Genomic DNA, 13953 nt, shown 5'->3' on the forward strand with positions numbered 1-13953 from the left:
AGAAACCGGATGGCACGCAAGTCGAGCAGCCGCCCGAGCGTGAGCGCCTGGCAATGGAGCCGTACGGCGGAGACGCGCCGGGGGATACTGGGCGCCGCCCGTGAGGTGTTCGCCGAGCGGGGCTTCGCCGAGGCGAGCGTCGCCGATGTGGTGGAACGCTCCGGTTCGAGCGTGGGCAGCCTGTACCACCATTTCGGCGGCAAGGCCGAGCTGTTCCTGGCGCTCTACGAGGGCCACCAGAACGCGCATGAGGAGGACGCCTCGGCCGCCGTCAGCGCCATGCGCGAGTCGGGCGAGTCGAATCCGCTGGAGCTGTTCATCGCCGGGGCGCGGGCCTTCCTTGAGGGGTCCTGGGAGCGCCGGGACCTGGTCCGGTTGTTCATGGACTGTGACGGTCCGCCCGGGTTCGAGCTGATGCGCCGTACCCGCAACCGCGAGTGGGTGCGGCAGAACGCGGTGCTTCTCGGTGCCGGCAGCGGCCCGGTGGGCCGCGCCACGGTCGCGATGCTGACCACCGTCATCGGTGAGGCCGGTCGCGAGATCGCCGCCTGCGAGAACAAGATCGAAGCGGACACCGTCACCGCGGTCACCCTCCGCTTGATCCGCCGTCTGGATCCCCTCACGGCGGGCGACGAGGTCTGACCAGGGTCTCACCAGGTTCTGACCGGCGGGAACCGTCCTCCGTCACAGGCGATTCTCCATCCGGGACGCCACGTTTCCGTCGACGCGGCCCGGCACCCCCTGGTTGCGCGGTCTATGGTCCACGGATACCTTCGAATAAGGGGCTTGACCTGCTCTTTTGCAAGAGGGGGGCATCTTGGGATGCAGGCGGGGTTTACTTCTGCCCCACTCGCTTCGGGCGCGCACCACGCTGGCCGTCGGGACGCTGTCCTTGATCTTCCTTTCCGCGATCGGCACCAGCATCGACTTTCTGATCTCGGACAGGGCCCATGCCCGCGTCGTCCAAGAGGCGCAGCGAGTCGCCACCAACTGGCTCGGGTCCTTCCGGCCCGGCGTCACGCCGCGGCCGGATCCGAAGACGCGCATCGACCTCCTCCAGCTCGTCGACTCGCATGGCCGGGTGGTGGCGGCCAGCGCGGCCGCGACGGGCAGACCGGCCCTGAGCGGCGTGCGCCCCCCGATCGATGATCGGATCGACGACGACACCGTGTGCTCCCCGCAGGGCGGGTGCGTCATACTCGCCGCCGTCCGGACTCCTCCGCTGGAGACCCGCGAGCTCTGGCGGGGTGAGCCCCATTTCGTCTACGCGGGAACGGCCGAGCCGGCCCTCCTGGCGACACACCGCCTGCAGTTGCTGACCGGCGCGGGAGTCCTGCTCGGCGCCGCTCTCACGGCGTGGGGGAACTGGTGGGTGAGCGGCCGTTCCCTGCGCCCTGTGACGGCGATCCGCGAGACCATGGCCGCGATCTCGGTGAGCGACCTCAGCCTGCGGGTGCCCAAGCCGCCCGGTTGCACTGAGTACGCGCTGCTGGCCGCCACCGCCAACGAGACGCTGGCCCGGTTGGAGGAGTCGGCGGAGCGGCAACGCCGATTCGCCTCCACCACCTCGCACGAGCTCCGGACCCCGCTCACCGGTCTGCGTGCCCGGCTGGAGGAGGCGGTGCTCTATCCGCGAGACGTCGATCCCCACGAGACCATCCACGAGGCCCTGGCGGTCACCGACCGGCTGGAGACGATCGTCGACGACCTGCTGGTGCTGGCTCGTCTGCGTGCCGGCGTCCCGGCGGCGCAGGGGCCGCTCGACCTCGGCGCGCTGGTGACCGCGGAAGTGGCGGAGGCCGCGGCCAGGGCGGACGGCGTGCCGGTGGACGTGCGCGCCGGCCGCGATGTGAACGTCCGAGGCAACCGGATTCAGCTGATCCGGATCCTGGACAACCTCCTGGCCAACGCCCGGCGGCACGCCGAGACCAGTGTCGAGGTCACCGCCGAGCGTGCCGGCGATCAGGCCGTCGTGACAGTCACCGACGACGGTGACGGCATCGCGCCACAGGACCGGGAACGCGTCTTCGAACGCTTCACCCGCTTGGACGGCGGGCGCCGTCGCGATCCCAAGGGGAGCGGGCTCGGCCTGGCCATCTCCCGCGACATCGCCCAGAACCACCACGGAACCCTGCTGATCGAGGACTCGCCGCGCGGTGCGCGCTTCGTACTGCGGCTGCCGCTGATGGACACGCCCGCGCATCCGCCCGCGCATGGCGTCCGCGCTGAAGTACGCGGCTTCGCCGGCGATGGGACCCCTTTGTGGAAGACCTGACCGGGTATCCGCCGCCGGGGCCGGCTCAGGGATCGGGGCGCGCGTTCGGGTGTGAGCGCTCATGTCATTGCATTACCCGATGCCCGAGAACATGCCTGCGCTTGACCTCGCCCTGTCGGGGCAAGCTGAGCCAACCGCACGGCGTGATAAGGCCAAATTCGTGCCAACACCTGCGATTGACAATTCAACCGGGTTGATTTCCCAAATCACGGCATGTGAGATGTGAATACGTGTTGTGGTTGGAGGTTCAAGAATCTTCCGCCAGATAACCGCGACTTTACCTTTACTGCATTCAGGAGGGACCTTCCATGACCATTCCCAAGTCGATCAGTATGGCCCTCTCCACCATGGCATGTGCGGGGATCGCCGTCTTCACATCCGGTGCGATGACTCCGGCGAGCGCGCAGACGGTGGCGGCCGCCGCGGAACAGCCCGCCGTCGTGCAGGGCTGTAACTGGCGTTGGGGCAACTGCCACCACAACCACTGGCCTCGGCACCATAACTGGCACCAAGGGCACCACGGGCACCACGGGCACCACCACGGCGGCTTCCATGGTCACCACCACGGCGGCTGGCGCTGATCCTCTGGCGCCTCGCCTCCCGCGGCTCGCGTCGCCGATCACGGACACTTCGTGATCAGGCCGATGACCGCTGACGGTGCCGGTGACCGCCGCCCGCGAGGGCTCCGCGAATCGCCGTACCCCGTGCCGTGACGGCCCCGCCCGGTCGCTCCGGCGGTCGGCCGGGCCGTACGGTGCCCGTCACGAGGACGAGCGCGCCCCCGTGACCGGAAGAAGGCGCTGCTGCCGTCGTGGCAAGCTCTATTGCCGGTATGGCAAGCTGGCGGCATGGACGACGACCTCGACCAAGCGCTCGCCGCGGTCGGACCCCGGCTACGCGCGCTGCGCCGGCAGCGCGAGACCACGCTGGCCGACCTGTCGGCAGAGACCGGCGTCTCGGTGAGCACCCTGTCCCGGCTGGAGTCCGGTGCCCGCAGGCCGACCCTCGAACTACTGCTTCCCCTGGCCAGAGCCCACGGCGTCTCGCTCGACGAACTCGTCGGTGCCCCGCCCACCGGAGACCCGCGCATCCACCTGCGCCCGGTCACCCGCTACGGCATGACCATGCTGCCCCTGACCCGCCGAGCCGGCGGCATCCAGGCGTACAAGCTCGTGATCCCGGCCGGCAGCCGCCGAGGAGAACCCGATCCACAGACCCACGAGGGCTACGAATGGCTCTATGTCCTCAACGGACGGCTGCGGCTCGTCCTCGGTGAACAGGATCTGGTGCTCTCACCAGGTGAGGCGGCCGAGTTCGACACCCGCGTACCGCACTGGTTCGACGCCACCGGTGCCGAACCGGTCGAGTTCCTCAGCCTGTTCGGCAGGCAGGGCGAACGCGCACACCTCCGCGCGCGCCCCAAGACAAAGCACCCACCTGGGCGAACCGACCAGTTATGATTCCGGGCCAGGAGCGGCTGTGCGCCCCTCGTGTGGCCGCCGAGCCGTCCGTACAGGCCCGTACTTTCGCCGGTGGTGGGCCGCCCACCATCAATCCCCGCGCTGTGTGCGACGGCCGCCGGTTCGGGGCCGGCGGCCGTCGCTCGCTCAGGGGGCGGTGAGTTCGTTGGGCGCCTGGGGAAGTTGCCCGGTGACCTGTACCTTGCCCGACTCGATGTCGACGGCGTGCACCTTCTTGTCGGCGGGGTCGGTGACATAGGCGGTACGGTCCCGGACGTGGAGCGACGGGCGGGTGTCCTGCCACTCCAGGGGTTCCTCCCACGGATCGACGACCTTGACGGTGGCAGTGATCCTCCCGGTCTCAGGGTCGATGGTGCGCAGCGCGCCGTCGGTTCCCAGGATCAGTGCCTCGCCGTTGGGGCCACGCCCGAGGGACCGGAAGGAGTAGCTCGCCTTGACGTCGATGAGCCGTATCGTGCCGGACCGGGTGTCGATCAGGGAGACCTTCTTGGGCCGTTCGAGTTCGGCGTCGGGGTCGGTCTTGTAGTCGCCCAGGACGATGGGAGACTCCTCGTGGCCGGCCTGATTGCCGATCCGCCCGTACGCGTCAGGCGACGTGACCTTGGTGATCGTGCCGCCCTTGTAGACGAGCGCGCCGTTCTCGCAGCCGATGACCACGGTCTCGTCCTTGACCGTGGATTCGCCGTGCACGCCGGGGCAGTCCTCGTTGCGGGCCGTCTCCTTGCGCGCAGCGTCCAGCACCTGGATGCCGGTGCGTTTGTCCTCGGTGCCGAGGGTGAGCACCATCTGCCCGTCCTTGAGCACGACGGCGACACCGTGGTGGGGATGTTCGGCCGTGTGGCTCGAGGACTCGGGCAGGGTGGTGGTGCCCAGGTCGCGCGGGTCGAAGACGGTGACCTTGCCGGTTCCGTCGGCGAACAGCACGGTCTTGCCGGCGTGCCGGACGACGTGGCCGGGTTTGACGGCGGCGAACTGCTCCTCGCGCAATGTCGCGCCGGCGGCGTCGAGGACCCGGAAGCCGCCGGCCGTTGAGACCAGGACATGCCGGTCGTCCCCGGCGGCGTTGACCCGGTTGAACCCGGGGAGGGGGAGGTCTTGGACAAGTTTCAGCGTCGTGCGGTCGAGGACGTAGACGCCGCCGTCATAGGTCAGCACGAGGGGCTCACCGACCTTGACCGGGGCCTTCGGGGCGGCTTTGCGCCCGGACGTCTCGGAGCCGGTCTCGCCACATGCCGCCACGCCCGCGCCGAGTGCCATCACGGGGAGCGCGGCGGCCGCGGCCATGCGCGATCGGAATCGCATCCTGTCCTTCATTCTTGTTCTTCCGTTCTCAGGGAGTCGTTGCCGGTCGAGCGGGATGCGGGGGGAGGCGACCTCGCCCGGCGTCGCGGTGTCACTGCGGCGACAGGCCGGCTGCGATGGTCTCCGCGTTGGAGCGCATCATCCGCAGGTAGGTGGGGGCTCCGCCGTTCTGGTCGGTGAGCGATTCGGAGTACAACGGCGAGACCCTGATGTCGAGACCGGTCTCCCCGGCCATGACCCGGGCGAGCCGGTCGGGCTGGGACGAGTCGGCGAAGACGGTGGGAACCCCGGCTCGGCGCACGGCCTCGGCCAGAGACCTCAGATCCGATCCGCTGGGGGAGGCGAGCGTGGTGCCGCTCGGGATGACGGCGCCGATCACGGTGAAGCCGTAACGCTCCGCGAGATAGCCGAAGACGTGGTGGTTGGTGACGAGATTGCGGCGTTCGGCCGGAATCCGGGCGAAGGCGGCGGCCATCGACCGGTCAAGCGCCTCGACCTGCCTGCGGTAGCCGGCCGCGTTGGCGCGGACCTTCGCCGTGTCGACCCCGGGAACCTTCCGCTCGACGTGCGCCGCGATGGTGTCGACGGCCGTCAGGACCCGGCGAGGATCGGTCCAAAAGTGCGGATCGAGGGCTTGGGCGTTCTTCCCCTCGCGATAGCGGAGCGGGTTGACGCCCTCGCCGACGGCGAGCGTCGGGACGCCTGCGGCCTCCGCCGCCTCGACGCTCCGCGTCACCCCTTCCTCCAGGCCGAGGCCGTTGTGGATCAGGAGCGCGGCCCGCTCCACGCGGGCGGCCTCCCGAGCGGAGATCCCGAACGAGTGCGGATCGGCGTTGGGCTTCATCAGGACGGTCACCTCGGCCTCGTCGCCCACGATGGAGCGGGTGATGTCGCCGAGGATGTTGGTGGTGACCACCACGCCGGAACGGTCGTCGCCGCCCGGCCCGCACCCCGCCAGGCAGCCGCAGAGCGCGAGGGACAGTGCGGCCAGGATTTGGACGAGCCCGCCCGGGCCACGCCGGGACGTCATCCCGCTCACCATCCCGTCTCCACCATGTGGCCGGGGCTGAAGGGCAGCTTGAAGGTCCGGGCCAGGCGCAGGTCGTCCTTGTAGTCGATCTCGTAGACCGCGTTCGCGGCCGGATCGTTGACGTAAGCGCGTGCCGTGTTCGCCCGGATCACGGGCGAGGGCTTCCCCTGCCGGACTCTCTTGATCAGTTCGGTACTCGCGAGCGCCTCGCCCGTCTCGGGATCGTAGGAGCGCAGGCGGCCCTCTTCGCCGAGCATCAGGACGGGAGAGCCCTCGCCAGTCCCGCTGACCGCGGCCGCGGGGCCGGAGTGGACGCGTGTCCACTCGCCCGCGGCGATATTCAGGATCCAGATTCCGTCGCGGCCGGCCTTGGCGGCGAGAACGGCGGTTCCGGGACGATGATGGAACGCCATCGCCCGCTCGTCCTCGGTGACCCGCCCTGGATAGGCGATCTTCTTGCCGGAGAGTTCGGTTCCCCGCCCGGTCACCACCAGCGCTCCATCGGCGCACCCGAAGACCGCGCCGCGCCGGGTGATCGCCTGGCCTCGCGGGGCGGGGCAGGACTCCTGGATCCGGCCGGCCGGCCGGCCGTCCCTGCCGTAGATCGTGACGGTGCCGTCAGCGCCGTCAGTGGCGGCGACCAGGACGTGTTCGGCATAGGCCAGCGCCGCCCGCCCCCGGGACCGCATGGTCACGCTGACTCTCCCGCTCTCCAACGCCTTGCGGTCAACGACGTGCGCTTCGTCTCCGGTGGTCAGGGCGGTGATCGCGGGGTCGCCGGCGACCGTGGTGGAGGCATCGGGAGCCGTGCCTGTCTGGTACTCGCCGATGACCCGAGTGGCGGCGCGGTAGTAGTGCACGTGATCACCGTGGTCGCCGGTCCAGACTCCGCTGTCGAAGACGCGGACACCGCTGCTGGTGGCGAGGTAGGCGAACCGGCCGTCACTTTCCACATCTGTGATCCCGCCGGTCCGGGTCGCCTCGGTGACCTTTTCGGTAGCGGGGTCGAGCAGGTGTGCCGTGCCCGAATCGTCGGCGAGCACCAGCCTCCATTGCGCCTCGGCTGTCTCCTCGGCTCCCTCGACGTATCCGTGCGGGCGCTGCTCTGGTGCGGATGTGCCTTCGGTGCCGGAGGAACCGCATGAGCAAAGGGCGACCCCCGCGGCGATCACGGCGAGCGTTGTACGCCCCGTGCGGTTGCCGATCATGATGCGTGCTCCGGTTCCATGCGGGGGGCAGGGCCGGACGTCGGTGCCGTGCTGCGCGACCTGCGGTCGCGCAGCCGGGCGGCCAGTGCCGAAAGGAAGAACAGCGCCACCGCGGTCGCGGCGATCGTCGCCCCGGCGGCGGTGCCGAGATGCCAGGAGATGAGCAGGCCCGTGACGGTGGAGAGGGCGCCGATCAGGGCCGCTCCGGCCATGACCGCCGGTACGCTGCGCGCCCACAGGATGACGGCGGCGGGCGGCGCGATCAGCAGCCCGAAGACCAGAAGCGTGCCCACCACATGAAACGAGGCCGTGATGGCGAGCGTCAGCAGGCCGAGCAGCAGGGCGTGGGCGAGTCGCGGGCGCAGGCCGAGGGTCTGCGCCTTGCGCGGGTCGAAGGCGAGCGCGACGAAGCCCCGGTGCCCGACGACCGCGACGACGCCGCTGACGGCCAGCGCCGCCGCCAGCACCGTCAGATCGCGCGGGCGCACCGCCAACACGTCGCCGAACAGGAAAGCGGTCAGGTCGACCGCGAAGCTCTGCGAACGCGAGACGACGATCACACCCAGCGCCAGCATCCCGACGAACAGCAGGCCGATCCCGGTGTCCTGGGACAGTCGAGGCGACCGCGACAGCGCGGTCACGCCCGCCGCCATCGCCGCCGCGCTCGTCAGGGCGCCCAGGAAGAGGTTCCCGCCCAGCAGGGACGCCACCGCGACGCCGGGCAGCATCCCGTGCGACATGGCGTCGCCGAGAAAGGCCATGCCGCGCAGCACGACCCAGGTCCCCGCCAGCGCGCAGATGCCCGAGACCAGCAGACCACCCCAAAGCGCCCGTTCAACAAAAGACACCCCAAACGGGGTGAAGAACCATTCCATGGCCGTACTCTACAATGAAAACGGTTATCAAAATCAAGCGGGGAGTCATGATGGCACAGCCAGGTACGGTGATCACGCTGCGGGGCGTCAGCGCAAGGTACGGGAGCACGGTGGCGTTGAGCGACGTCACCGCAGAGCTGCCGGGAGCGCGGGTCACCGCGCTCGTGGGCCATAACGGGTCGGGCAAGTCGACGCTGTTGGGCGTCCTCGCCGGCACCCATGCCCCTTGCGGAGGCGCCGTGGACCGATCCGGTGTCCGGCGGCCGGCGTTGGTCCTGCAGCGCAGTGCGGTGTCCGCCGCCCTGCCCATGACCGCGCTGGACGCGGTCACGATGGGGCGATGGGCGCATCGTGGTTGGTGGCGGCGCCTCACCCGGCATGACCGTGCGGTGGTCCGGGACTGCCTCGAGCGCATGGGCATCGCCGAACTGGCCCACAAGCAACTGGCGGAACTGTCCGGGGGGCAGCGTCAGCGCGTCCTCATCGCTCAGGGACTCGCCCAGGAATCGGATCTCCTGCTGCTCGACGAGCCCGCTGCGGGACTGGATGACGCCGGCCGTGGGCGCATCCTGCAGGTCCTCGAACAGGTCAAGGCGCAGGGCGTCACGGTCGTCCACGCGACCCACGACGCCGAGGCGGCCCGGCATGCGGACCATTGCCTGCTGCTGGCGGAAGGACGCCTGCTGGCCCAGGGGCGCTATGAGGAGGTTCTGCCCTCCGGTCCGGACGGCCACCAGGCCGAGAGGCTCAGATCGAGCGACGTCGTTGCGGATTCATTGGTCGACTCTGCTCGACAGGTCCCCGTCACGGAGTCGGCGGGTCACGGTGCTCGACGGTGATGCGGGCGAGTTGGACGCGGGAGCCGATGCCGAGCTTGTGGAAGACCTGGCGGAGGTGGAACGACACCGTGTGGGGAGAGAGGAACATCCGGGTCGCGACCTGGCGGTTGGTCAGTCCCTGGCCGACGAGCGTGGCGACGTTGCGTTCGGTCTCGGTGAGACTGTCCCATCCGGCGGCCGGCCGTTCGGTGTAGGCCCAGTGGCGGCGTCGCACACCAAGCCTCCGCAGCCGGGCACGCACCCGGGCCGCGTCCCTCTGCGCGCCGATCTGTTGGTAGCCGTCGGCGGCTTGGTCGAGACTGCGGACGACGGCCTTGTGGTCGGAGTCGGCGGCACCGCTGGTCAGCAGGACCGCCAGATCCTCCGCGGCGGAGGCGCTGCCCCATGGGTCGCGGTATTGGGCGGCGGCCTGGGCCAGGGCCACCGGGTCCTCGTGGAAGATGCCGTGAGCGTGGGAGGCGGCGACGGCGAGTGCGGGGAAGTCGGGGTTGTCGTGCGCGATCTGCTGGGCCGTGTCGACGATGGCCTGGGCGGCCCCGCGGCGCCCGGCGGCCAGGGCGGTGCGTGTCATCCAGGCCGCCGCGTTGAGCTCGAACATGAGCATCCAGCGGCGGTCGCGTACGTCGCTGTAGCAGTGATCAAGCAACTCCATCGCCCGTTCTGGGCCGCCTTGGGCCTCGCCGAGCAATGCCACGGCCCAGGTACCCCAGGTCGACCCGAACTTCGGTCCATGTGCGGCCTGCTGCTCGGACTGGAAGCGCTCGATGTGCTTCGCGGCCATGCCGACGTCCCCGCGCCGCAACGCCACGATCGCCAGCACGGCCAGCCCCAACAGGACGAACTTGTGCGTTTTCAGCTTGTCCGCGGTCTTCAGCCCCGCCTCGGCCTCTGCGGCGGCGTCGTCGAGCCGGCCGGAGCTCAGCAGAAGGCAGGCCCGGAAGAACGCCGGGCTGGCGGCGTGCGCGGTGTGTCCGAGTGCTTCGACATCCTCGGCGGCGGCCTGGATGGCGGCCTCGGCCTCGGCCAACTCTCCCACTCCCACGAGGCAACGGGCCAGGTAAAGGCGCGGATGGGCGCGCCGGGCCGCTATGGATCCGCCGCTCGCGATATGTACGGCTTCGCGGATGTAGCGGAACGCGTCGGTGACCCGTGCCTCTTCCCAAGCGATGTGCGTGCAGAGCATGAGGGCCCCGACCAGTGCGGTGTCGGTGTGCCCTCGCCTGTCGGCGACGATGGCCTTCGCCCGTTTCCTGCCACGCCCGAGGTCGTGCAGCGCCAACAGTCCCTGGAACATCGCCAACTCGGCGACGCCGCGCAGTTCATCGGAGAGATCCCGCTGAGCGAGCAGATTCTCGGCCTCGGCCACGGCTTCGGCCGGCCGGCCGCTCAGCAGCAGGATGGATGCCAGCTCGTACTGTATGCGGGCCGCCCACGGGTGGGGTGGCGCCAGGCGCAGTGCGTCATGTGCGAACTCCGTGGCCTCGGACAGCCGCCCTGCGGCCGTCAGGGCGTCCACCGCCATCGCCGAACGTGCGAAGCGGTCGGGATCGGGCGGGTCGGTGAGCTCAAGTGCCCGGATGGCAAGATCCGCCGCGGTCTGCGGAGAGTAGGGCAGTACCTCACGTGCCGCCCGGTCCAGCCCGGCGAGCGCCCGCGCGTCACCGGGCTGGGCGCAGCGCATGAAGTGCGTGGCCGCTGAGACGGCCGAGCCGCGGTTCAGCAGCATCTCTCCTGCCTGCCGCTGCAGCGCCGCGCGCACCGGCGCGGAGATCCCTTCCGTCACGGCCTGCCACAGCAGATCGTGACGGAAGGTCAGCCTGTCCACGGCGGACACGACAACACCCTCCCTTACCGCCTCGCTGAGCCCTGGCAACAGCCGGTTCACGGGTTCGCCCAGCATTTCGGCCAGATCGTCGACCGAGAAGGAGCGGCCAAGGGTTCCCGCCACTTGGAGCAGATGAAGGGTCTGTGGGGACAATCCGGTCAGGCGGCATCGCATGATCGCCTGATTCCGCTCTGTCGAGGTCAGCCGCACATTGCCCTGGGCCACCTCGACCTCTCCTTCCTCTCTGAACGTTCTCAGCAGCTCGATGAGCAGGAACGGAGTCCCCCTCGCGCCGGCCGCCAGCTCCAAGACGTCCGAGGCGGGCGGCGCGCCGAGCTCATCCGCGACGACCTCGGCCACCGCCCTGTCGCCGAGCGGATTCAGCACGATGCGGCAGGCGCCCTCCTGTTCCAGCAGGCCGTACAGCCGGTCAAGGCCGGGGTCCCCGACTCCGCTGGTTCGGGCCAGCATCCACACGAGCGGATAGGACGTCAGTTCTGGTACCAGTGACCGCAGCACCAGCCGGGTCGTCGGATCGGCCCATTGCAAGTCGTCCAGCGTGATCAGCAACGGGCCCTGCCTGACCCGCTGCTCCAGGTGAGCCCGCAGCTGCTCCACCAGCAACAGCCGCAGATCGACGATCTCAGCGCCCGGCGTGCCCAGCTCCGGCGGTGCGCAAGCCGGCTCCCCGAGCGCGGACGTCAGCGGAGCCAAGGGCGCCAGCTGCTTTGACTCGTCGGCCGCTCCCTGAGCGACCGCGATTCCGGTTCTCATCGCCTCGTCGGCGGCCTCGGCGAGCAGCCGGCTCTTGCCCATGCCCTGCCGTCCCTCGACCAGAATCGCACCACCCCGGTCGGCCCTGGCCGCCCGCAGCAGACTGGAGACGGTATTCCACTCCCCGGGCCTGCCACGCCAACCAGGCCAGGACCGCTTTGAGTCGGCGCCGGCACCAGCAGCCTGAGGCTGCCGTGGGGCCGCGCCGCCCCGAAATGCGCCCCCCATGTGTTCATGAGACACCTGCCCGGAACGCGCATGCAACTCGTTCAGGCGACACGCAGCCCAACGACGATCTACACAGCGGCGGGATCGGCTTCTACGACGCGACAACTGCAAGATCACGACGAACCTACACGGATGTGCGGTATGGGGGCCCCGGCCTGCGGGTGAGTATGGGGGAGTTGTCGAGAACCCCTCGGTGACGTCAAGGTCGATCAAGGAAGGATGTTCCCGAACATGGCAGACCTGATCAGTCTGCGGACCCGCTTCGACAGACTGGATGGATCTGGAAACGCCGGTCACAGACAATACGACTTTCTCATGAGGCGCACTGAACACGAAAGCGAGCAGCTGTCCGGGACCGTGACGGGCCAACTGGGACAACTGGGACAACTGGAACGGGAGCTCCAGAGCCAGCGGCAGTTCGTCTCCGACACCGCACACGAACTTCGTACACCCATCGCCGGCTTGCGGGTGCAACTGGAGGAGGCCCAGCTGCATCCCGAACAGAGTTCGCTGCCGAATGTGCTCGCCCGTGCGCTGAGCGACGTGGATCGGCTGGAGAGGATCGTCAGCGACCTGCTTCTTCTGGCCCGGCTGGGGGCCGGTGCGCTACCGGCACGGGAGAAGGTCGATCTCGCGGAGTTGGTCGAGACGGAGGTCTCCCGACGGGTGGTGGACCGGATCGCGGTTCGACTCAGGCTTGAGCGCGAAACGATCATCGATGCCGTGGGCGTCCAGATTGGCCGAGTGCTCACCAACCTGCTGGACAATGCTCAACTGCACGCCGAGCGAACAGTGGAGATCGAGGTGTGCCGCAACGGAGACTGCGCCGAGTTGGCGGTCACCGACGACGGTGAGGGGGTCGCCGAAGCCGACCGGGAACGGATCTTCAAGCGATTCACCCGGCTGGCGGCCGGCCGTAGCCGCGACACCGGGGGAACGGGCCTTGGTCTGGCGATCGCCCGCGACATCGCCCGCGCCCACCACGGGACGCTTCGAGCCGAAGCCTCCACCGGCGGTGGAGCGCGGTTCGTGCTCCGGCTGCCCCTTGCCTGAAACAGACGACCCCGTATCACCAAGGTTATATATAGAACGATAAAAGACTTTATCTATACATATCGTGCAGATCCCCATGTCTCATAGCCTCGATTGGGCATCGTTCATCTGCTCGACCCCGGCCGGTGGAAATGGGCTGGGCTCCCATCACCTGACCGTGAGGTTGACGCGTTCAGCCACCGACGTCGGGAGTAACTCACCGATGAATGTTGAAAGTGCCACGACTTCACCCTGTAACGGGTCGGTCCGTACGATCGAACTGCGCCCACTGCTGGCGGCCATGGAAGCCCTCCGCGATGGTGACTTCCGGGTCCGGTTGACGACAGAGCACGAAGGCATGCCGGCCGAACTCGCCGCCGTCTTCAACCAGATCGCCGCCCGCAACCAACACTTCGCGGACGAGCTGACCCACGTACGCCGCGAGGTCGTTCGTCACGGCCGTCTCGACGAACGGCTGTCGGCGAGTCCGGGCCAGGGCGCCTGGACGGCGAACGTTGGCGCGGCGAACGCGCTCGTCGACGCGTTGATCATGCCGATGACCAACGCGACGCACGTCTTAGAGGCAGTGGCCGGCGGCGACCTCACCCAGCGGGTGGACCTGCACGATGATTGCCGTCCGCTCCGCGGCGGGCTTCGCCGGGTTGGCCAAGCGGTCAACCGTATGGTCGACCAGCTGTCGTTGTTCACGGGCGAGGTGACCCGCGTGGCCCGTGAAGTCGGCATCGAAGGACGGCTGGGCGGCCGCGCCAAGACTCAGGGCCTGTCGGGCAGCTGGCGAGACGTGACGGAGGCCGTTAACGCGATGGCCGCCCGGCTCACGGCTCAGGTGCGGGACATCGCCGTGGTGACGACGGCGGTCGCCCGCGGGGACCTGACCCGGACGGTGACCGTCGAGGCGACGGGCGAACTGTTGGAGCTGAAGCTGACGGTGAACACGATGGTCGATCAGTTGTCGGCCTTCGCCGATGAGGTCACCCGCGTCGCCCGTGAGGTCGGCACCGAAGGGCGGCTGGGCGGCCGCGCCCAGGTTCGCGGGGTGTCGGGTGTCTGGGAGGACCTCACC

Annotated in this window: 12 protein-coding genes; 7 read left to right on the top strand and 5 right to left on the bottom strand. The window is 69.2% G+C overall.

From position 1 onward, the window contains the following. The first annotated feature begins 9 nt into the window (after positions 1-9). From HKK74_RS32545 to HKK74_RS32560, 4 genes are all read left to right on the top strand, one after another. Complete coding sequence (locus HKK74_RS32545; protein WP_187247233.1) at positions 10-642, top strand: TetR/AcrR family transcriptional regulator; 633 nt, start codon at positions 10-12, stop codon at positions 640-642. A 175-nt stretch (positions 643-817) separates the two neighbouring features. Beyond that, positions 818-2275, top strand: a complete 1458-nt coding sequence (locus HKK74_RS32550; RefSeq protein ID WP_187247234.1) for a HAMP domain-containing sensor histidine kinase — start codon at positions 818-820, stop codon at positions 2273-2275. A gap of 308 nt (positions 2276-2583) precedes the next feature. After that, the gene (locus HKK74_RS32555) at positions 2584-2856 is read left to right on the top strand and encodes a hypothetical protein (protein WP_187247235.1); all 273 of its coding nucleotides are present in this window, start codon (positions 2584-2586) and stop codon (positions 2854-2856) included. Positions 2857-3123: 267 nt separating this feature from the next. Next, a complete protein-coding gene (locus HKK74_RS32560; protein WP_187247236.1) occupies positions 3124-3735 on the top strand; it encodes a helix-turn-helix domain-containing protein in 612 nt (203 codons plus the stop codon). 147 nt (positions 3736-3882) lie between these two features. Here the strand turns inward: HKK74_RS32560 and aztD are convergent, their stop codons facing one another. The 4 genes from aztD to aztB all read right to left on the bottom strand — a co-directional run bounded on the left by aztD (position 3883) and on the right by aztB (position 8171). Beyond that, positions 3883-5058 carry a zinc metallochaperone AztD gene (gene aztD, locus HKK74_RS32565; RefSeq protein WP_222723002.1) on the bottom strand — a complete coding sequence of 392 codons (1176 nt, stop codon included), beginning with the start codon at positions 5056-5058 and terminating at the stop codon, positions 3883-3885. A 91-nt stretch (positions 5059-5149) separates the two neighbouring features. Then, positions 5150-6088, bottom strand: a complete 939-nt coding sequence (gene aztC / locus HKK74_RS32570) for a zinc ABC transporter substrate-binding protein AztC (RefSeq protein WP_246492195.1) — start codon at positions 6086-6088, stop codon at positions 5150-5152. A 5-nt stretch (positions 6089-6093) separates the two neighbouring features. Beyond that, positions 6094-7296, bottom strand: coding sequence for a hypothetical protein (locus HKK74_RS32575; protein ID WP_222723003.1), 1203 nt, complete (start codon positions 7294-7296; stop codon positions 6094-6096). After that, complete coding sequence (aztB, locus tag HKK74_RS32580) at positions 7293-8171, bottom strand: zinc ABC transporter permease AztB (protein ID WP_187247239.1); 879 nt, start codon at positions 8169-8171, stop codon at positions 7293-7295. The genes HKK74_RS32575 and aztB overlap by 4 nt, the downstream gene beginning before the upstream one ends. 50 nt (positions 8172-8221) lie before the next feature. Here aztB and aztA point away from each other — a divergent pair, with 50 nt between their 5' ends. Beyond that, the gene (aztA, locus tag HKK74_RS32585; protein ID WP_222723004.1) at positions 8222-9010 is read left to right on the top strand and encodes a zinc ABC transporter ATP-binding protein AztA; all 789 of its coding nucleotides are present in this window, start codon (positions 8222-8224) and stop codon (positions 9008-9010) included. Here aztA and HKK74_RS32590 read toward each other — a convergent pair. Beyond that, entirely contained in the window at positions 8976-11837 is a 2862-nt protein-coding gene (locus HKK74_RS32590) for a helix-turn-helix transcriptional regulator (RefSeq protein WP_187247241.1), read from the bottom strand. The two genes, aztA and HKK74_RS32590, sit on opposite strands and share 35 nt — an antisense overlap. A 219-nt stretch (positions 11838-12056) precedes the next feature. Between HKK74_RS32590 and HKK74_RS32595 the strand changes: the two genes are divergently transcribed. Then, the gene (locus HKK74_RS32595) at positions 12057-12890 is read left to right on the top strand and encodes a sensor histidine kinase (RefSeq protein ID WP_222723005.1); all 834 of its coding nucleotides are present in this window, start codon (positions 12057-12059) and stop codon (positions 12888-12890) included. 202 nt (positions 12891-13092) lie between these two features. Then, positions 13093-13953 (top strand): HAMP domain-containing protein (locus HKK74_RS32600; RefSeq protein ID WP_222723006.1); only part of this gene is annotated, 861 nt, incomplete at its 3' end.

This window comes from Actinomadura alba, assembly GCF_014323705.1.
GTDB lineage: Bacteria > Actinomycetota > Actinomycetes > Streptosporangiales > Streptosporangiaceae > Actinomadura_C > Actinomadura_C alba.